The sequence below is a fragment of the Dongia sp. genome (genome assembly GCF_041910485.1).
Taxonomy (GTDB): domain Bacteria; phylum Pseudomonadota; class Alphaproteobacteria; order Dongiales; family Dongiaceae; genus Dongia.
In genome coordinates this window covers 1-18424 of record NZ_JAYRQR010000062.1, presented here as the reverse complement: position 1 = coordinate 18424, position 18424 = coordinate 1, and the positions used below count along the sequence as shown (strand labels likewise).

The 18424-nt window shown below is 63.0% G+C and carries 16 protein-coding genes; 12 read left to right on the top strand and 4 right to left on the bottom strand.

Going from position 1 to position 18424, the window contains the following annotated elements; translation table 11 throughout:
- Window positions 1-9 precede the first annotated feature (9 nt).
- Together ACE3PP_RS19710 and ACE3PP_RS19705 are read left to right on the top strand one after the other, a co-directional pair.
- Window positions 10-1536 (top strand): trimethylamine methyltransferase family protein, encoded by a 1527-nt coding sequence (locus tag ACE3PP_RS19710; protein ID WP_374384993.1) that lies wholly within the window; start codon window positions 10-12, stop codon window positions 1534-1536.
- 84 nt (window positions 1537-1620) lie between these two features.
- The gene (locus tag ACE3PP_RS19705) at window positions 1621-2979 is read left to right on the top strand and encodes an ABC1 kinase family protein (protein WP_374384992.1); all 1359 of its coding nucleotides are present in this window, start codon (window positions 1621-1623) and stop codon (window positions 2977-2979) included.
- Between the two features lie 11 nt (window positions 2980-2990).
- Here the strand turns inward: ACE3PP_RS19705 and ACE3PP_RS19700 are convergent, their stop codons facing one another.
- Entirely contained in the window at window positions 2991-4058 is a 1068-nt protein-coding gene (locus ACE3PP_RS19700) for a helix-turn-helix domain-containing protein (RefSeq protein ID WP_374384991.1), read from the bottom strand.
- A 211-nt stretch (window positions 4059-4269) separates the two neighbouring features.
- Here ACE3PP_RS19700 and ACE3PP_RS19695 point away from each other — a divergent pair, with 211 nt between their 5' ends.
- From ACE3PP_RS19695 to ACE3PP_RS19670, 6 genes are all read left to right on the top strand, one after another.
- Window positions 4270-5418: a Re/Si-specific NAD(P)(+) transhydrogenase subunit alpha gene (locus ACE3PP_RS19695; protein ID WP_374384990.1), complete on the top strand. Its 1149-nt coding sequence runs from the start codon at window positions 4270-4272 to the stop codon at window positions 5416-5418.
- Between the two features lie 41 nt (window positions 5419-5459).
- Window positions 5460-5783 carry a proton-translocating transhydrogenase family protein gene (locus ACE3PP_RS19690; RefSeq protein ID WP_374385231.1) on the top strand — a complete coding sequence of 108 codons (324 nt, stop codon included), beginning with the start codon at window positions 5460-5462 and terminating at the stop codon, window positions 5781-5783.
- A gap of 1 nt (window position 5784) precedes the next feature.
- Window positions 5785-7194, top strand: a complete 1410-nt coding sequence (locus ACE3PP_RS19685; protein ID WP_374384989.1) for an NAD(P)(+) transhydrogenase (Re/Si-specific) subunit beta — start codon at window positions 5785-5787, stop codon at window positions 7192-7194.
- A gap of 100 nt (window positions 7195-7294) precedes the next feature.
- Window positions 7295-8584 (top strand): SDR family oxidoreductase, encoded by a 1290-nt coding sequence (locus ACE3PP_RS19680; protein WP_374384988.1) that lies wholly within the window; start codon window positions 7295-7297, stop codon window positions 8582-8584.
- Window positions 8581-9063: a DUF2269 family protein gene (locus tag ACE3PP_RS19675; protein WP_374384987.1), complete on the top strand. Its 483-nt coding sequence runs from the start codon at window positions 8581-8583 to the stop codon at window positions 9061-9063. The genes ACE3PP_RS19680 and ACE3PP_RS19675 overlap by 4 nt, the downstream gene beginning before the upstream one ends.
- A gap of 33 nt (window positions 9064-9096) precedes the next feature.
- On the top strand, window positions 9097-10131 hold the full coding sequence (locus ACE3PP_RS19670) for a S66 peptidase family protein (protein WP_374384986.1): 1035 nt from the start codon (window positions 9097-9099) through the stop codon (window positions 10129-10131).
- 35 nt (window positions 10132-10166) lie between these two features.
- Here the strand turns inward: ACE3PP_RS19670 and ACE3PP_RS19665 are convergent, their stop codons facing one another.
- Window positions 10167-10664 (bottom strand): PAS domain-containing protein, encoded by a 498-nt coding sequence (locus ACE3PP_RS19665; protein ID WP_374384985.1) that lies wholly within the window; start codon window positions 10662-10664, stop codon window positions 10167-10169.
- Window positions 10665-10875: 211 nt separating this feature from the next.
- Window positions 10876-11079 (bottom strand): 30S ribosomal protein S21, encoded by a 204-nt coding sequence (gene rpsU, locus ACE3PP_RS19660; protein WP_320499157.1) that lies wholly within the window; start codon window positions 11077-11079, stop codon window positions 10876-10878.
- A 209-nt stretch (window positions 11080-11288) separates the two neighbouring features.
- Between rpsU and def the strand changes: the two genes are divergently transcribed.
- From def to ACE3PP_RS19645, 3 genes are all read left to right on the top strand, one after another.
- A complete protein-coding gene (gene def, locus ACE3PP_RS19655) occupies window positions 11289-11837 on the top strand; it encodes a peptide deformylase (RefSeq protein ID WP_374384984.1) in 549 nt (182 codons plus the stop codon).
- A 91-nt stretch (window positions 11838-11928) separates the two neighbouring features.
- Window positions 11929-12618: a COQ9 family protein gene (locus ACE3PP_RS19650; protein ID WP_374384983.1), complete on the top strand. Its 690-nt coding sequence runs from the start codon at window positions 11929-11931 to the stop codon at window positions 12616-12618.
- Window positions 12619-12632: 14 nt separating this feature from the next.
- Complete coding sequence (locus tag ACE3PP_RS19645; RefSeq protein WP_374384982.1) at window positions 12633-13976, top strand: MgtC/SapB family protein; 1344 nt, start codon at window positions 12633-12635, stop codon at window positions 13974-13976.
- Between the two features lie 9 nt (window positions 13977-13985).
- On the opposite strand, the gene ACE3PP_RS19640 is transcribed toward ACE3PP_RS19645, so the two are convergent.
- On the bottom strand, window positions 13986-14213 hold the full coding sequence (locus ACE3PP_RS19640) for a DUF4169 family protein (RefSeq protein WP_374384981.1): 228 nt from the start codon (window positions 14211-14213) through the stop codon (window positions 13986-13988).
- Between the two features lie 159 nt (window positions 14214-14372).
- On the opposite strand from ACE3PP_RS19640, the gene ACE3PP_RS19635 reads away from it, so the two are divergent.
- Window positions 14373-18424 (top strand): AsmA family protein (locus tag ACE3PP_RS19635; RefSeq protein ID WP_374384980.1); only part of this gene is annotated, 4052 nt, incomplete at its 3' end.

Below are 18424 nucleotides of genomic sequence, written 5' to 3'. Positions count from 1 at the left end.
GAGGGTGCCATGACGCGTGAAGCAACGAAGCGGCGCGAGCGGCGGGTGGTGAGTTCGGCCCCGCGCCAGTTGCGTTTCGCCGGGGTCACCAATCGCTATCCGCCGATCGCCCTTCTCTCAGCAGATGAAATCGACTCCATCCATCATGCCTCCCTTCGGCTCCTTGCCGAGATCGGCATGGAAGTGATGCATGATGAAAGCCGCGCGCTCCTCAAAGCCGCCGGCGCCGAGGTCGACGAGGCGACCCAGCGTGTCCGCTTCGATCCGGCCATGATCGAGGAGAAGATCAGGACGGTTCCGTCGAGCTTCACGCTGCAGGCGCGCGATCCAGCGAAGAATTTGAAGGTCGGCGACGGCAGCCTCATCTTCGCCGCGACCGGCGGCCCGGCCTTCGCGCATGATATCGAGCGCGGTCGGCGCGCCGGCAATTACCAGGACATGTGCGACTATATGAAAGTCGTGCAGAGCCTCAACGTCATCCATCAGGAAGGCGGCTGTCCTTGTGAGCCGACGGATCTGCCCGCGGACTCGCGCCATCTCGATTTCTATCTCGCCGCCATTCGCTTGACCGACAAGAACTGGCAGTGCTGGGCCTTGGGCGGTTACCGGGTCGAAGACGCGATCGAGATGCTCTCGATCGCCCTCGGCCAGTCGCGCGAGGAGCTCCGCAAAAATCCGGCGACCCTCACCATCGTCAACTCCAACTCGCCCCTGCGCCTCGACATTCCGATGGGCGAGGGGCTCTGCGCCATGGCGCGCGCCGGCCAGCCGGTGGCGATGACGCCCTTCACCTTGTCCGGCGCCATGAGTCCCGTCACCATCGCTGGGGCGCTCGCGCAACAGAATGCCGAGGCGCTGGCCCTCATCGCGCTGTCGCAGATCGTCTCGGCCGGCGCGCCGGTCATGTATGGCGGCTTTACCTCCAACGTGGACATGCGCACCGGGGCACCAGCCTTCGGCACGCCGGAATATGCCAAGGCACAGCTCGCCTCCGGCCAGCTGGCGCGGCGCTACAACATTCCGTTCCGCTCCTCGAACGTCACAGCGTCGAACTGCGTCGACGTGCAGGCAGCCTATGAGAGCGGCATGTCGCTGTGGAGCACGATCATGGGCGGCGTGCATCTCATCGAGCACGCGGCCGGCTGGCTGGAAGGCGGTCTCACGGCGTCGTTCGAGAAACTGGTTCTCGATGCCGAAATGCTGCAACTGATGCGCAGCTTCCTCGATCCGCTGACGGTCAACAACGACACGCTGGCCTTTGAGGCGATGCAGGAAGTAGGTCCCGGTGGCCATTTCTTCGGCGCGCAGCACACGCTGGCCCGTTTCGACCATGCCTTCTACGAACCGATGCTCTCCGACTGGCGCAATTTCGAAACCTGGTCGGAAGGCGGGGCCAAGACGGGCACGGAGCGCGCCCACGCCATCTGGAAGGAATTGCTGCGCACCTACGAGGAACCGCCGCTGGATCCGGCCCGCCTCGAAGCGCTTGAGGGCTATGTGGCAAGGCGCAAGGAAGCTATTCACCGGCAGTCCTAGGGAGATAGCGGCCGCTGACTTGCCGTGTGACATCGGCACCCCATATATGATCCGATCCCATGCGAACCAGCGTATGGACGGCAAATGAGTGACGATTCTGAGGGCAACACACTATCCGGTCGCGTCAAACGCTACGCCAAGGTCGGGCGGGCGATGGGCGGCATTGCCGCGCGTGTCGCTGGCCAGCGTTATCTGGGGCTGAAAGTCGACCGCGCCGAACATGCGGCGGATCTCAAAGCAGCGCTGGGTGGCCTCAAAGGCCCGCTCATGAAGGTGGCGCAGATCATGTCCACCATCCCCGACGCGCTGCCCAAGGAATATGTCGAAGAGCTGCGGCATCTCCAGGCCAATGCGCCGGCGATGGGCTGGGCCTTCGTCAAGCGGCGCATGGCGGCGGAATTGGGGGCAGGCTGGCAAAGCCGCTTCAAGGAATTCGGTCACGAGGCCGCGGCGGCGGCCTCACTCGGGCAAGTGCACAAGGCGATTGGTTTCGACGGTGCCAAGCTCGCCTGCAAGCTGCAATATCCCGACATGCAATCGGCGGTCGAGGCGGATCTCGGCCAACTGAAGCTCATCTTCCGCCTCTACGAACGCTACGACAAGGCAATCTCGACCGAGCATATTCATGACGAGATCGCCGATCGCCTGCGCGAGGAACTGGATTATGGGCGCGAGGCGAAGGCGATGGCGCTCTATCGCCTGATGCTGGCGAAGGAGAAGGAAGTGCATCTCCCGCAGCCACTTCCGGACCTAACGACCAAGCGCCTCCTCACCATGACCTGGATCGAAGGGGAGCCGCTGATGGCTTTCCTCGACAAGAAGCCCTCGGTGAGCTTGCGCAACAAGGTCGCCTACAACATGTTCCGCGCCTGGTACGTGCCATTCTACGATTACGGCATCATTCATGGCGACCCGCATCTCGGCAATTACACCGTGCGGCCCAAGGGGTCCAAGGACGAGGGCGCCGCCAACCTGATGGATTTCGGCTGCATCCGCATCTTTGAGGCGAAGTTCGTCAAAGGCGTCATCGACCTCTATTGGGCATTGGAACGCGGCGACCGTGACATGGCGGTGCACGCCTATGAGAGCTGGGGCTTCAAGGGTCTCAACAAGGATGTGATCGACGTGCTCAATCTCTGGGCCAAATTTGTCTATGGCCCGCTGCTCGAAGACCGCACCCGCAAGATCCAGGAAGCGGAGAGCGGCATCTACGGCCGCGAGGTGGCGGAAAATGTCCATGCCGAATTGCGGCGCTTGGGTCCCGTGACTCCCCCTAAGGAATTCGTCTTCATGGACCGCGCCGCCATCGGCCTGGGCTCGGTGTTCCTGCACTTGAAGGCCGAGATCAACTGGTACCAGCTCTTCCACGACCTCATCCGCGACTTCGACGTCAAAGCACTCGCCAAGCGCCAGAAGGCGGCGTTGAAAGAGGTGGGGTTGTAGCTGCTGTCGATCTACTTTCCTGCTCCAGAATCGCTAGGCTGAAGCAAGATTATGTCTTCGACAATGCTCCTAAGTTCTTCGCGATTGAGCATCGGGTTGCGAGTGCTAAGTGTTTTGATCAGGTGGTTGAGTGTTTGAGGTAAGAACTGATTTTCGATTGGCGTCGAGATGCTGCCCTGCGACCCACAGACGCCGCCAATGACGACAGATGTTGTCACGGGACTTTTTGCCTCAATTTCGATGGTGCAGAATGCCACCATACCCATTGGAGCTATCTTTAGGTGTGGCAGTGCTACCGATGACAGCACGTTGCCCATGTTGCCGCCAATCGACCAGTTGCTGTTGTCATTGAGATGCATGCTACCCGCCACGCCTCTGCCGCCGTCGTACTCTAAGGTAGCGGTTGCAAAGGCGCTTTCAGCAATTCCTCGCCCGACATTCTGCAGCATAAGTGTCAAAGCAAAACGTATGGCCGTGCCGTTGTCAAAGATCTCGGGAACGGATGCCATCCATTTGTGAATCACGTTTGGATTAGGTCGCTTGCCAAACATTCCCGCGAGAATCTGATGGGGAACATTCTGAAACGTAGAATTCAAACGGATGAGATATCTATTCTCCTTTACTGTTTGGTGCGGACCGCCTTCGCTTTTGGGAATGTAAGTCACTACATAGCCACTTTGTCCGTCGCCCTCAGTGGCTACGACATGGCGAACACCATGGACGGGAGGAATCACCATCCCAGGAGTTGCCGCCTCTAACGCCGACCGAAAGTGCTGAGCGCGTGGAATGGGAATCTTCTTCGTCGCAACATCCGCACCACTGACGGGATCAAGCGCGCAGTCGACACCCCAAACAATCACACCTCCTTCTGCATTGGCGAATCCGGAAAGGGCCTCTCGCAAATATTTCCGGTCATTCTCGTGAAGCTTGGCGCTGTCGCTGGTGGATAGGCGTTTGAACTCCAAGAAGAGACTTTCGGAGGCTTCTTCGGAGATCAGGTTGTCTATCAATTCGACGCCCTCTTTCGAGAAGCGGCCGAGCAAGTACTCTGGAAAGCCCTCGATATCCTCTGATGCCATGCTGAGATGCTCCACATCGACTGGTCGGGCTAGCAACATATCATTCTTTGTAAGGTAGACGCTCAAACCTGCTTGCCACCTCGGCTTTCCCCCGGCAATCTTGCCCCCGCTTGGGGGTCGGGGTGCCGCTTATCCGTGGGCGCTCGATTCCTGTCGATAAGGACAACCGGTTCAACGGCTTAATGGCCGTAAGGATCAGATTGGGGAGCGCATGAAGATCGGCATTCTGAAGGAGCGCCGCGCCCACGAGAAGCGCTGTGCGGCCACGCCGGAGACGGTGAAGAAATATATCGGCCTGGGTGCCGAGGTGGTGGTGGAGAGCGGGGCGGGTATCGCGGCCTCCATCCCTGATGCCGCTTTCGAGGCGGCGGGGGCGAAGATCGCCGCCGATGCAGCGGCCGCGACGGCCGGTGCCGACATCGTCCTCAAGGTGCAGCGGCCGATGACCGCCGCCGACGGCAATGACGAGCTCGGGAAGCTGGCGAAGGGCACCACTCTCATCGCCATCCTCAATCCGCACGGCGCCAAGGATCAGATCCCGGCCTACGCCAGTGCGGGTATCGACGCGATGGCGATGGAACTGGTCCCGCGCATCACCCGTGCCCAGTCGATGGACGTGCTCTCCAGCCAGGCCAATCTTGCGGGCTACAAGGCGGTGGTGGATGCGGCGGCCGAATATGGCCGCGCCTTCCCGATGATGATGACGGCGGCCGGCACGGTCGCCCCCGCCCGCGTGCTGGTAATGGGTGCCGGTGTTGCCGGTCTCCAGGCGATCGCCACCGCGCGGCGCCTCGGTGCCATCGTTTCCGCGACCGACGTGCGCCCCGCCTCGAAGGAACAGGTGGCCTCGCTGGGGGCGACCTTCGTCGCCGTCGAGGATGAGGAGTTCAAGCAGGCCGAGACGGCGGCGGGTTATGCGAAGCCCATGTCGGAAGCCTATCAGGCGAAGCAGGCGGCCCTCATTGCCGAGACGATCAAGAAGCAGGACATCGTCATCACAACGGCCCTCATTCCGGGCCGCAAGGCCCCGGTGCTGGTGACCGAGGAGATGGTGAAGACCATGAAGCCGGGTTCGGTCATCGTCGATCTCGCCGTGGAGCAGGGCGGCAATTGCCCGCTCTCCGAAGTGGGGCAGGTGGTGGAGAAGCACGGCGTCAAGCTGGTCGGACATGCCAATGTCCCGAGCCGCCTCGCCGCTGACTCGACCGCGCTCTATGCCAAGAACCTGCTCAATTTCGTGACGCTGCTGATCGACAAGGAAACGAAGCAGCTCAAGATCAATTGGGAGGATGAGATCGTCAAAGGCGTCGCCCTCACCAAGGGCGGCCAGGTGATCCATCCCGCCTTCCAGGGCCAGTAAGGGGAACCGCCATGGATGAAACCACAAACGTTGCGGCCGACATGGCCGCTGCCATCGCACCGGCAGATCATCTGCCGTTCGTGCAGCTCTTCACCGTCTTCGTGCTGGCCTGCTTCGTCGGCTATTACGTGGTCTGGCGCGTCACACCGGCTTTGCACTCGCCGCTGATGGCCGTCACCAACGCCATCTCCTCGGTGATCATCGTCGGCGCGCTCATCGCCTCGGGCGCCGCCGCCTTTGGAATCAGCCAGGGCATGGGGCTAGTGGCCGTGGCCTTGGCCTCGGTCAACATCTTCGGCGGGTTCTTCGTGACCTACCGCATGCTGTCGATGTTCAAGAAAAAAGACAGCAAGGGGGGCAAGTAACGTGAGCCAGAATCTCGCCTCCTTCCTCTATCTCATTGCCTCGGTCTGCTTCATCATGTCCTTGCGCGGGCTCTCCAGCCCCGCCACATCGCAAGGTGGGCTTCGCTACGGCGTGGTCGGCATGGTGATCGCCATCGGCACGACATTGGCGCTGCCCAGCGTTGCCGCCTCATCTTACGTCGGCATCATCATTGCGTTGGTGATCGGCGGTGCCGCGGGTGCCGTGATCGCCCAGCGTATCCAGATGACGGCCTTGCCGCAGCTGGTCGCGGCCTTTCACAGCCTCGTCGGTCTCGCCGCCGTCGCTGTGGCGGCCGCCGCTTTCTATGCGCCGGCTGAATTCCAGATCGGTGAGCCCGGCGCCATCCATGCCGGCAGTCTCGTTGAAATGGGCCTCGGTGTCGCCATCGGCGCCATCACCTTCACCGGATCGATCGTGGCGTTCGCGAAGCTCCAGGGCCTCGTCTCCGGTGCACCTTTGGTCTTCAAGGGGCAGCATCTCCTCAACGCTGCTTTGGGGATCGGCATCGTCGTCCTCATCGTGGCGTTGATCCTCGGCCAGTCGGAACCGCTCTTCTGGGGCATCGTCATCGTCTCGCTGCTGCTCGGGTTCCTGCTGATCCTGCCCATCGGCGGCGCCGACATGCCGGTCGTCGTCTCGATGCTCAACTCCTATTCCGGTTGGGCGGCTTGCGGCATCGGCTTCACGCTCTCCAACCCGCTCCTCATTGTGACCGGTGCGCTGGTGGGCTCGTCGGGCGCCATCCTCAGCTACATCATGTGCAAGGGCATGAACCGCTCGATCTTCAACGTCATCCTCGGCGGCTTCGGCACCGATTCCGGTGGGGCGGCTGCGGCGGGTGGGGCGAAGGCGGCGGACCGGCCGGTGAAGGCCGGCAGTGCCGACGACGCGGCCTTCATCATGAAGAACGCCGCCAGCGTCATCATCGTGCCGGGCTACGGCATGGCGGTGGCACAGGCGCAACATGCGCTGCGCGAAATGGCGGACCTCCTCAAGAAGGAAGGCGTCAAGGTCTCCTACGCCATCCATCCGGTGGCAGGCCGCATGCCGGGGCACATGAACGTGCTCTTGGCTGAGGCCAACGTGCCCTATGACGAGGTGTTCGAGCTTGAGGACATCAACCGCGACTTCGCCCAGGCCGATGTCGCCTTCGTCATCGGCGCCAACGACGTCACCAACCCGGCAGCGAAGACCGACCCGAAAAGCCCGATCTTCGGCATGCCGATCCTCGATGTCGAGCAAGCGAAGACCGTGCTCTTCATCAAGCGCTCGATGGCATCCGGCTATGCCGGTGTCGACAACGAGCTCTTCTTCCGCTCGAACACCATGATGCTGTTCGGTGACGCCAAGAAGATGTGCGAGGACGTGGTGAAGGCCTTCGGGCACTAAGGATCGCCTTGCGCCAGCTTGCGATAGCCATCAGCGGCTGCGGACCAGCAGGTCTAGCAGCCGCTTGTTTTTTGGCTGGCAGTCGACGGGAGCGATGACCATGTGTTCACAGGGGCGCGTTCTCGTATTGGGAGCGGGCGGTTTCATCGGGCGCCATGTCTTTGCTGCGCTCATTGATGCTGGATATGAGCCGGTTGGGGCTGTGCGGCGCACACGCGAATTCACCCGCATGTTTCCGGATCATTCGTGCATCGACTGCGACATGTCAAAGGACGTGACGCCCGACGTGTGGCTCGAGCGACTGCAAGGCGTGGATGCCGTCGTTAACTGCGCTGGCGTTCTGTCGGGTCGTCATTCCCATGCGGTTCATGTCGACACGCCGGCAGCGTTGGCCACGGCTTGCGCGCAGGTAGGCGTCCGCCGCGTCATTCACGTTTCGGCGATCAGTGCGAATCCCGGAGCCGACACGGACTATGCACGCCAAAAATTTCAAGCCGAAGAAGATCTCCGCGCCAGGGATCTGGACTGGATCATACTGCGTCCATCGCTTGTCTATGCCGAAGGCACGTATGGCGGCACGTCTGTCTTGCGGGGCTTGGCCGGTTTTCCAGGCTTCGTTCCGCTGCCTGGCGACGGCAGCCAGTGGTTCAGTCCGATCCATGTTGAAGATCTTGCGCGCTGCATCGTTCGGCTGCTGTCACCGACGTCGCCAAGTCGGATAGCACTCGAACCTTGTGGTCCGGATAGCATCACTTTGAGGACATTTGTCCTGGCGTGGCGCAGTTGGCTCGGCTTCGACTCGCCGTGGGTGGTTGCCATCCCGATGCCGGTGGTGCGGTCTATTGCACGTATTGCCGATCTGCTAGGCGGCGGGCCACTTTCGACCACGGCCGTGCGCCAGCTTGAATTCGGGAATGCCGGTGACGGTGGGGCTTTTGCCAACGCGATCGGTTTCGCACCCTTGCCAATGCGTGCTTGGTTAGCGCGAAGGCCATCTTCGGTGCAGGACAAATGGCATGCGCGCCTATATTTTCTGCGACCGCTCTTACGCTGGACGCTGGGGTTCTCATGGATTGCGGCGGGTGTGATCGGCACTTTGGCGTCAAAGGAGTCGGTAGATCTCGTCCTGCGGCCAGTGGGATTGGAAAATGCTGGCGACACGCTGAAATGGCTGACGTGCCTTCTCGATGTTGGCGTCGGTAGCTTGATCCTAACCAGGCAGCGGCCTTGGGTCATGCTTGGAGTGCAGCTGGCGATTGTTGCCAGCTACACGGCGATGATCACCATGGCGATACCTAGTCTCTGGCTCGATCCATATGGCGCGCTCGTCAAGAATGCTGTGTTCCTGGCACTCGCCGCGGTCGTTGCGGCGTTGGAGGATGACCGATGATCGGCGCCTTCGAGATTGTGAAGTGGCTCCACATCGTCAGTTCGACGATCCTCTTCGGGTTGGGCTTGGGGACAGCCTATTACATGCTGCAATCCTGGCGCTCGGGAAATGCACTGCTTGCATCGGAGGTCGGCCGCATGGTGATCAAGGCGGACTGGATTTTCACGACGACTTCCGGGTTCGTGCAACCCCTCAGTGGATTCGCCCTTGTGGTCCTCGGCGGCTGGTCTCCATGGGAGGGGTGGCTTTTGATCTCATATTTGCTCTACATATTCGCATTTTGTTGTTGGGCGCCTGTGGTGGTGCTCCAGATACGGGCGAGCCGTCTTGCAAAAGCCGCTGCTTCGGCTGGCTCTGAATTGCCCGACTCCTATCATGCCGCCATGCGTGTCTGGTATCGTCTTGGCTGGCCAGCTTTCTTCGCTCTGCTTGCGATTTTTATGCTGATGATTGCCAAGCCGGATATTGGTGATTTGTGAAACGTTTGGATGGTGCTCTGAGGGCCCGTTAAAATGACGCCAGTCAAACCCGAACGCCTGCATATCGACGACACGGTCGCCATCGTCTCGCCCTCCTGGGGCGGGCCGAGTGTCTTTCCGCATATTTACGAGCTGGGCCTCGGCCTGTTGCAGCGCTGGGGCCTGCAGGTGGTGGAATATCCGACTGCGCGGATGGCGGCGGCCGAGCTTGCCGCGAATCCGGAGGCGCGGGCGGCCGATATCAACCGCGCCTTTGCCGATCCGCAGGTGAAGGCCATCATCGCCTCGATCGGCGGCGATGACAGCCACCGCATCCTGCCCTATCTCGACGCCAAGCTGATCGCCGCCCATCCGAAGATCCTCATGGGCTATTCGGATGTCTCGACGCTGCACGCCTATTGCCAGCGCTTGGGTGTCGTCACGCTGCATGGTCCATCCGTCATGGCGGGCTTCGCGCAGATGGCGGCGATGCCCGACTATGCCGCCCATGTGAAGGAGATGCTGTTCCGCCCCGCCGCGGGCCTCACCTACCGGCCCTATCCGGCCTATAGCGAAGGCTATCCCGACTGGGCGCATCCGGCGAAGGCGGGGCAGGTCAACGAGCCCATACCGCACGATGGCTGGCACGTTCTTCAGGGAAGCAGCGCCGTCGAGGGGCGGCTCTTCGGCGGTTGCCTCGACGTGCTTGAAGGGCTGCGCGGCGGCGAATTCTGGCCGCTGGGCAATTTCTGGGACGGGCGCATCGTCTTTCTCGAAACATCGGAGGAAGCGCCGGGGCCCGCTCTGGTGGCGGAAATGCTACGGGGCTGGGGGCGCGACGGGATCTGGGGCAGGGCGGCAGCGCTCCTGGTCGGTCGCGCCGCCCGCTATGATGCCGCGGCCAAGGCGGAACTCGACCGATTGCTGCGCACCATCATGGCCGATGAGTTTGGGCGGCCCGACATGCCCATCGTCAGCAATATGGATTTCGGCCATACCGACCCGCAATTCGTCCTGCCGCAGGGCATCCTGGCGCGGCTCGATTGCAGCCGGCCGTCATTGTCGCTGATCGAGGATTGGCTTAGCTGAGCGACTCTGCCAGAGCGCCTCTGCCTGAGCGGGGCTCAGGCGAATTCCGGTGTCGGCGAACATTGCGAGATGAGGAGGATGCGCGAGACGCTGGTGCCGTCTTCCGACAGCGGCAGGAACAGCATCTCGTCGTCATTGTAGCGGCCGTCCGGACCGACCCAGGGACTGTCGTCATAGACCGGTGCCGCCGTCGCCACCGCGCGGTCGTAGAACATATGCGCTTCCTCGATCGAAGGCCCGTAATAGGCCTCGCTCACGGTCTTCCCCGTGGGATCGCTGCCGCGGATCTCGACCTCTTTCGTACCCACCAGCCGATAGATATAGCGCCGGGAATCCGGCATCACCTCGACGATGGTGAGATAGGGGAGGAGGCGCGGGATTTCGATCGGGTCGATATCGCGCCGGCTGGGCATGGACTTGCCCCGTCGCTTGGCATGCCAGTAGGCGTAGAGCTCGCGCACATTCTCGCCGGCCCGCTCCAGCCATACTGGCTGCTTTTCATCCGCATCGACCATCGCCATCCCCAGATGCATTTCTTCTTATCCTCGCAAAGCCGAGGGATATATGCACGCACAGATATAGGACGCAGTATTTGTTTCACGTGAAACAAATCAAGAACAAATTACTGGCCGGAAGCGAAATGGGGAGCCCAAAAGGCATCGCCCCGCCGGCGGAGCCAGCGGGGCGATATCATGCGTTCTCTCGTCGAACCGGGCCGCTTTGGGGCGGCCGGAGGCAGAAGGCCTAGAAGCCTTCGCGCTCCATGCGCTTGCGCATCAGCTTCCGGTAGCGACGCACCGCCTCGGCCTGCTCGCGCGCCTTGCGCTCGGACGGCTTCTCATAGTTGCGACGCATCTTCATTTCCCGGAAAATCCCTTCGCGCTGCATCTTCTTTTTGAGCGCGCGCAGGGCCTGATCGACATTGTTGTCACGGACGAGAACTTGCACGGTTTACCACGGCTCCTTTCGCCGATTGGAGTATCAGAAAAAACGAAAACGACTATCGGGCTGCCCCTCTGGGAGCCCGGCTCGGGGCATGCTCTATCACAGGCCCGCGGGCTTGTGAAGCCCCGCAAGGGGTGATTCCGGATGCGTTCCGGGGCTTTTACGGGGCCGTTTCGGCGGTCATATTAGGGCCGAATTGACGCGAGTGGAACATGGCCATCCTTAAAATCGCCCGCATGGGGCACCCCGTCCTGAAGCGGATCGCCGACCCGGTCCAGGATCCGACTTCCCCGGAAATTCATAGACTTATCAATGATATGGTCGATACCCTGGAGGATATCGGCGGGGCTGGTTTGGCAGCCCCCCAGGTCCATGTGCCGCTCCGCGTGGTGATCTTCCGCGTCCCCGCCGCGAGACTGGCCGCAGAGGAGGGCGGAATCCCACCCGGAATCCCCCTAACCGCCCTCATAAACCCCGAAATCACGCCCCTTTCCGAGGAAAAGGCACCGGGAATCGAGGCCTGCCTCTCGGTCCCGGGCCTTGCCGGCATGGTGCCGAGATACCAGCATATCCGCTACAAGGCCCTGGCCCCAGACGGGTCGGTGATTGAGCGGGAGGCGAGCGGCTTCCATGCGCGGGTGGTTCAGCACGAATGCGACCATCTCGACGGAATCCTTTATCCGATGCGGATGACCGACATGGCGAGTCTCAGTTTTGTCGAGGAACTGCGCCGGTTCGAGCAGAAGGACGCCGAGGACTGAATGTCGCGCGAGCGGTCGCAAGGTGGCGATCGGGTGCGCGAAATGGCAGACTGACGGAAACGCGATTTGAGCAGCCCGGAGAGTGAGTGACATGCAGAGCGACTATGACTGGCAGGGAGATCGCGACCGGCTGGTGGCTGCCGTGCTGCCGCATGTGCCCTTCGACGGCTGGAGCGAGACGGCCTTCAAGGCCGGTGCCGCCGATACGGGCATCGATCTGGCGCGGGCGCTCAACGCTTTTCCCGGCGGCATGGCGGAATTGCTGGCGGCGAACCATCGCGGCCACGACGCGCGCATGATGGAGCAGCTGGCGCGGGAGAATGTCGGCGCCCTGCGCATGCGTGAGCGCGTCGCCCGCGCCGTGCAATTGCGCCTGGAGCTGGTCGGCGAGCAGCGCGAGGCGGTGCGGGCGGGGCTGACCTTCCTGCTGCTGCCGGAGAACGCCGCCCTGGGGCCGAAGCTTCTTTATGGGACGGTCGATGCGATCTGGCACGCGGTCGGCGACAAATCGACCGATTTCAGCTTCTACACCAAGCGCGCGATCCTGGCCGGCGTCTATTCGGCAACGCTGCTCTATTGGCTCAACGACAAGAGCGACGGGCATGCGGCGAGTTGGGCCTTTCTGGAGCGGCGCCTTGATGAAGTCATGAAGATCCCGCAGGTGAAGGGACAATTGCAGAGCCTCGTCGCGCGCCTCCCCAATCCGCTGCACCTGCTACAACAGAAGAGCGGCGAGAAGCTGCCGCTCGGCATGCGGCCGCGCCGTCGCCGCCGCGCCTAAAGGGCGCTGCCCCTATGGATCCATCGAACAGCCAAGTCGCCGGCGCGGTGCCCATCGGCGGAGCGTCGACCGTCTTCAATTTCTCGACCTTAGACCTGCATCTCGCGACCGAGCTGCTGGTGGCACTCGCCATCGGCCTGCTGATCGGTCTGGAACGCGAATGGCGCAAACAGGACGGCGAGGGGGCGGATCGCATCGGCATCCGAACCTTTGGCCTGATGGGACTTCTTGGCGGTCTCGCCGGGAGCCTGCAGAATTTGGCGGGGCAATGGCTGGTGCCGGCGACGCTTCTGGCCATCGCGGTGCTGATGGTGAACGACCGGCGCCGCGCCGGCGATCACGCGCCGGCGGTGCTGGCGGAAGACATGACCACCCTGGTTGCGGCCCTGGTCACGATGTTGCTCGGCGTTCTCGCCGCGACGGGCGCGCTGCAATTGGCCGTGGCCTGCGCGGTGATTGTCCTGGCGCTGCTCTATCTCAAAGCGTCGCTGCATGCCCTCATTGGGAAGCTGACGCCCGCTGAACTCAAGGCCACGGTCCGCTTTCTCGTCATCTCGCTGGTCGTTCTGCCGGTACTGCCGGACGAAGGCTATGGCCCCTACGACGTCCTCAATCCGCGCACCATGTGGCTGTTCGTGGTGCTGATTTCGGCCATGTCCTTCACGGGCTATTTCGCCATCCGCGCACTCGGTGCGGCGCTTGGGGTGCTGGCAACAGGCTTCTTCGGCGGCCTCGTATCCTCGACCGCGACGACGATCTCGTTCGCCCGCATGGCGAGCGAAGCACCGGCCCACGGGCGTATCTTTGCCGCCGGCACGATCCTGGCCAATTCCATCATGGCTCTGCGCGTGCTGATCCTGGCCGCGATCCTGACGCCCAATCTGATGCTGGTCCTGTTGTGGCCCTTGGGATTGGCCGGGCTGCTGGCGGGTCTGGTCGTCGTCTTCATCTGGTACAATACGCGTCATTCTCCGATGCTGAAGGATGCGGTCACGCTGTCCAACCCCTTTGAGCTGGTCGCTGCCATCAAGTTCGCCGTATTGCTCACGGTCATACTGCTGCTGGAGCGGTTCCTCAGCGAACGTTTCGGTGAAGCCGGGCTCTATATCCTGTCGCTGATCGCCGGTCTCGCCGACGTGGATGCGATCACCCTGTCGGTCGCGAAACATGCGCGCGCCGGCGGCGAGATGCTGACGGGCGCCGCCGTCGCCATCCTGCTGGCGGTCGCATCGAATGCCTTCGTCAAAGGTGTGATCGCGGTGCGTGCCGGTGGGAGCTTTGCCCGATGGAGCGCTGGCACGATGGCGGCCATGGTCGCGGTCGCCGGGATCGCGGCCTTTGTTCAGTATTACAGCTGATATCCGGCTCTAGTCGCGGTCGCTGTCGGGAACGCCGGCGTCGGATTTGTCGCCCGTCGCGGGTTTGTCCAATTCCTTGCCGGCGTGAAGATTGGCGCGGCGCTCGGCTTCGCGCCGATCATTTGCCTTTTCGACCTTCGAGCGGCCGAATCGCACGCGATTTTCGGCCGCCTGCTTGGCCTCCGAGTCGCGTTCTTTGGCCTTGCGAAACCGGTTGAGATTGACGATTTCAGCCATTGGCCCATCCCGGCGCGGTAAATCGCGCCAATTTAGGTGAACTCACGGAACTGTCATCCGCGCCGGCCGATGGGAACTTGCCCCGCCTTGCTGGCAAAGGCGATAATGGGCGCAACAGGGCCTGCGTTCAAGCGGGCGCGTATGACCGGGAGATATCACATGAAGAAAGCGCTGAAGATCGGCGGCGGCATTCTGGCCGTTATCATTGTCCTGCTGCTGGTCGCACCCTTCTTCATCAATCTCAACAGCTATAAGGGCCTCATCTCCGAAAAGGCGAAAGAGGCGACCGGCCGCGATCTGGTGATCGACGGCGACATCTCGCTGTCGCTGCTGCCGATCCCGGCCGTTTCGGTCGAGGGGATCAAGTTCGGCAATGCCGCCGAAGGGTCCGCTGCCAACATGGCCGAAGTCGAGAAGGTCAAGGTGAAGGTCGCCTTGATGCCGCTGCTCTCCGGCAAGGCGGAGATCAAGAGCATCGAACTGGTGAAGCCCACCATCATTCTGGAAAAGCTGACGGACGGTCGCGGCAATTGGGAAATCACGCCGACGGGCGCAGCGGCCGGCGAGAGCAGCGCCGCCGCTCCGGCCGAAGCCGGTGGCAGCAATTTCGATCTGTCGATTGAGGGCGCCAGCATCACCGACGGCACGCTGGTCTATCGCGATCTGGCGACGGCAGCTGAGCAGCGCATCGAAGCGCTCAATGTCGACCTGTCGCTCGACAGCCTGCAGGGCCCGTTCAAGGCGACCGGCGGCGTCCGCGCGATGAACATGCCGTTGGGCTTCGATGTCGCGGTCGGCCGTCTCGACCCGGCACAGCCGATGCCGATCAATGTGACGCTGAAGATCGAGGATGCCGGTGCCAGCATCGGCTTCTCCGGCAATGCGGATCTGAAAGCCGCCGAAACCGCCGACCAGCCGATCGTCACCGGCAAGCTGACCGGCAAGGGCGATTCCGTCGCCAAGCTGATCGCCGTCCTTTCCGGCGGCAAGGCGGAAGAGGGGCCGCTCGCGCAGGCTTTCGCCCTCGATGGTGAGATCGTCGCCGGCAAGAGTGCCGCCGACCTCAAGAATTTCTCGGCGAGCCTCGGCGACATGAGTGCCAAGGGGTCGGTTGCGGCCAAGATGGGCGACGTGACGACGGTCGAAGCCAATCTTGCCATGGGCCGGCTCGATCTCGACAAGCTGATGCCGGCCAAGACGGCAGAGGCCAGCGAAGCGGCACCTGCCGCAACCACTGAAGGGGCGCAGCCGGGCACCTTCTCGCTGCCCGCCGGCATCAACGCCAATGCCAACGTGACGATCGACCAGGTGGTCTATCAAGGGAATGCGATCGATCAGGTGAAGCTGGCCGCCGCCCTGGCGGATGCCAAGCTCAACATCACCGAATTGTCGGCGCAGTTGCCGGGTGCCACCAAGGCGAAGCTCGGCGGCACGCTGGTGGCGCAGAATGGCCAGCCAGCCTTTGCCGGTGGCCTCGACGTCAATTCGGGCAATCTCCGGGCGCTCATCGACGCCTTTGCCAAGGGGGCGGTGGATTCCGTGCCGGGCGACCGCCTGCGCGCCTTCGCGCTCAACAGCCGCGTCACATTCACGCCGGCCCAGGTGGCGCTTTCGGATCTGGCGGCAAAGCTCGATGCGACCAAGATCGCGGGCGGCGTCACCGTCGCCCTGCCCGATGGCAAGCAGCGCCAGCGCATGGCCTTCGGTGTTGGCCTGTCGGTCGACCAGATGAATCTCGACGGCTACATGCCGGCGAAGAAGGCGGATGGTGCGGCGGCGGAAACGACGGCCAAATCGGCCGATGCCGGCAGCAATCCGTTGAAGGCGCTGGCGCCGCTGGGTGATCTCGATGCCAATATTGAGCTGAGGGCCGGTGCGCTGACGCTCAACGACCAGCAGATCAAGAAGCTGCATGCGCTGGTGGGCCTCGCCTCTGGCGTCCTCACCATCGAAGATCTGTCGGTTGGGGATCTGATGGGCGGCAAGGGCGCCATCAAGGGGCAGATTGTCGAACTCAAAGGCAATCCGCGCTTCGATCTCGATTTCGACGTCACCGCCAAGGATGCCGGCAAACTTGCCTTGATGGCGGGCGCGGCACCGGCCGGCAAGCTTGGCGCGCTCGACCTCAAGGGCAAGGCGTCGGGCGGCGGCGATGAGGTTTCCTATGACGTCGCCATGAAGATGACCGGCATCGGCCTCGACGGCACCGCCAAGGGCGGTGCCGCGGGTCTCCTCGCCGGGGGCATCCCGCGCATCAATTCAACTTTCGACATCAAGGTCGACAAGCTGGCGCCGCTGATGGCGCTGGGGGGTGGCAGCGGCGACAATGCAACCCAATTGAAGGCTGCCGACAATCTGGGCGCGGTCAGCTTCAAGGGCACCGCGCAGAGCGGCACCGACGATCTGGCCTACGATGTCGACCTGACCCTGTCCGGTATCGGTGGTGCGGGCAGGCTCTCCGGCAAGATCACCGGCATCTCCGGCACGCCCGCCGTCGATACCACGCTCGATCTGCGCGCCGATCGACCGGCGCCGTTGCTGCAGCTGGCGGGCCTTGCCGGCCCGAAGGCGCAGGCCATGGGCGCGCTCGCCGCCAAGGGCTCGCTGAAGGGCGGCGCCGACGATCTCAACCTCGATCTGGGGCTGCAGGCAGCGGGGGCCACGGCCAAGGTCGCCGGCAACATCAAGGCGAAGGCCGATCCGATGGCCTTCGACATCGCGCTGCAGGCGAACCATCCGGAGTTCACGCAGCTGCTGGCCTTGGCCGACATGCCGAGCTCCGGCACCAAGGCCGGTCCGTTGGCCCTCAACGCCAAGGCAAGCGGCACCACGAAGAAGGCCAGCGTCTCGGGCCTCGATTTCAAATGGGGTGACTCGTCGCTCTCGGGCGATGTCGACTATGACGCGACGGGCGCCAAGCCGATGGTGAAGGCCAATCTGGTCGGCGGCACGGTCAATCTGGTGCCCTTCATGGGCAATAGCGGCGGTGGCAAGAAGGCGTCCGCCCCGGCGACCACCAGCGGCAACTCCCCCTGGTCCAATGAACCGCTCGACCTCTCGGCCCTGAAAGGCCAGGACGCCGATATCGACTTCAAGGCCAACTCGCTGATCATGCCCGACCAGCGCATCGACAACATCGTCGCCAAGGTCACGATCAAGGACGGCGTGATGAACGTCGACACGCTGACCGGCAACATCTATGGCGGCGCGTTCAACCTGTCCGGCACATCGGTCGATGCGCGGACGACGCCGCAGGTCGCGGCGAAGATCGCGGTCGACAAGATCCAACTGGGCGAAGTGCTGGGTGGCGGCATCGCCGGCAACCAGCTGAAGGGCCCGATCTCGCTCAACCTCGATCTGACCGGTGCCGGCGAAAGCCAAGCGGCGATCGTTCGTTCGCTCACCGGCAAGGGCGATCTTGGCGGCACGATGATGATCATCGGCAAGGTCGAGCAGCAGGTGGGCTCGGCGCTCCTTGGAGTGCTGGGGCAGAAGGTGAAGCAGGTGAAAGGCGTCGCAGACAGCATCAACGGCGTGCTGGCTTCCTATACCGGCGTCGACAACCAGCTTTCCGGCACCTTCGACATCTCGAAGGGCGTGCTCGACACGCAGGATTTCGCCTTCACCAATCCGAAAGCGCGCGGCACGGCCAAGGGCCAGGTGGATCTTGGCGCCTGGGCGCTCAACATGCTGGTCGATCTGTTCGGGCAGCAGGCCGAGCAGGCCTTCATGAGCATCAACCTCACCGGTCCGGTCAATGGGCCGACGCCCTCCTTCACTGGCAATGGTGCCGCCGGGGCGGCGGGGGCGGCGAACAGCCTGGTGCCGGGGCTCAACCTGCCGGGTGTCGGCAATATCCCGGGCCTCGGCGGCTTGACCGGTACGACGGGGACGACCGGAACCGGCGAACCCGGTGCGGCCGCACCGGCCGGTGGATTGCTCGACCAAGTGGCGCCGGGTGTCGGCGATCTCTTCGGCAGCAAGAAGAAGAAAAAGGATGCAGCGGCACCGGCCGCAGCCGAGCCGGGCGCTGTTGTGGAGCCGGGTGCGGCGGAGACCCCCGCAGCGGCCCCAGCCGAGGCGCAGCCCGCCGCAGAACCGGGTGCCGCAGCTCCGGCAGCGGTCGCCCCGGAGCCGGCCCAGCAGCCGGCAGCGGGAGAACCTGCGGCCGAACCCGGTGCGCCGGCCGCGGCCCAGCCGGCGGAACAGGC

Excerpts from the sequence above, each read along its gene's own strand:
- ACE3PP_RS19710 (WP_374384993.1), top strand. The coding sequence starts at position 10 with ATGACGCGTGAAGCAACGAAGCGGCGCGAGCGGCGGGTGGTGAGTTCG.
- ACE3PP_RS19705 (WP_374384992.1), top strand. The coding sequence starts at position 1,621 with ATGAGTGACGATTCTGAGGGCAACACACTATCCGGTCGCGTCAAACGC.
- ACE3PP_RS19700 (WP_374384991.1), bottom strand. The coding sequence starts at position 4,058 with ATGGCATCAGAGGATATCGAGGGCTTTCCAGAGTACTTGCTCGGCCGC.
- ACE3PP_RS19695 (WP_374384990.1), top strand. The coding sequence starts at position 4,270 with ATGAAGATCGGCATTCTGAAGGAGCGCCGCGCCCACGAGAAGCGCTGT.
- ACE3PP_RS19690 (WP_374385231.1), top strand. The coding sequence starts at position 5,460 with ATGGCCGCTGCCATCGCACCGGCAGATCATCTGCCGTTCGTGCAGCTC.
- ACE3PP_RS19680 (WP_374384988.1), top strand. The coding sequence starts at position 7,295 with ATGTGTTCACAGGGGCGCGTTCTCGTATTGGGAGCGGGCGGTTTCATC.
- ACE3PP_RS19675 (WP_374384987.1), top strand. The coding sequence starts at position 8,581 with ATGATCGGCGCCTTCGAGATTGTGAAGTGGCTCCACATCGTCAGTTCG.
- ACE3PP_RS19670 (WP_374384986.1), top strand. The coding sequence starts at position 9,097 with ATGACGCCAGTCAAACCCGAACGCCTGCATATCGACGACACGGTCGCC.
- ACE3PP_RS19665 (WP_374384985.1), bottom strand. The coding sequence starts at position 10,664 with ATGCATCTGGGGATGGCGATGGTCGATGCGGATGAAAAGCAGCCAGTA.
- def (WP_374384984.1), top strand. The coding sequence starts at position 11,289 with ATGGCCATCCTTAAAATCGCCCGCATGGGGCACCCCGTCCTGAAGCGG.
- ACE3PP_RS19650 (WP_374384983.1), top strand. The coding sequence starts at position 11,929 with ATGCAGAGCGACTATGACTGGCAGGGAGATCGCGACCGGCTGGTGGCT.
- ACE3PP_RS19645 (WP_374384982.1), top strand. The coding sequence starts at position 12,633 with ATGGATCCATCGAACAGCCAAGTCGCCGGCGCGGTGCCCATCGGCGGA.
- ACE3PP_RS19640 (WP_374384981.1), bottom strand. The coding sequence starts at position 14,213 with ATGGCTGAAATCGTCAATCTCAACCGGTTTCGCAAGGCCAAAGAACGC.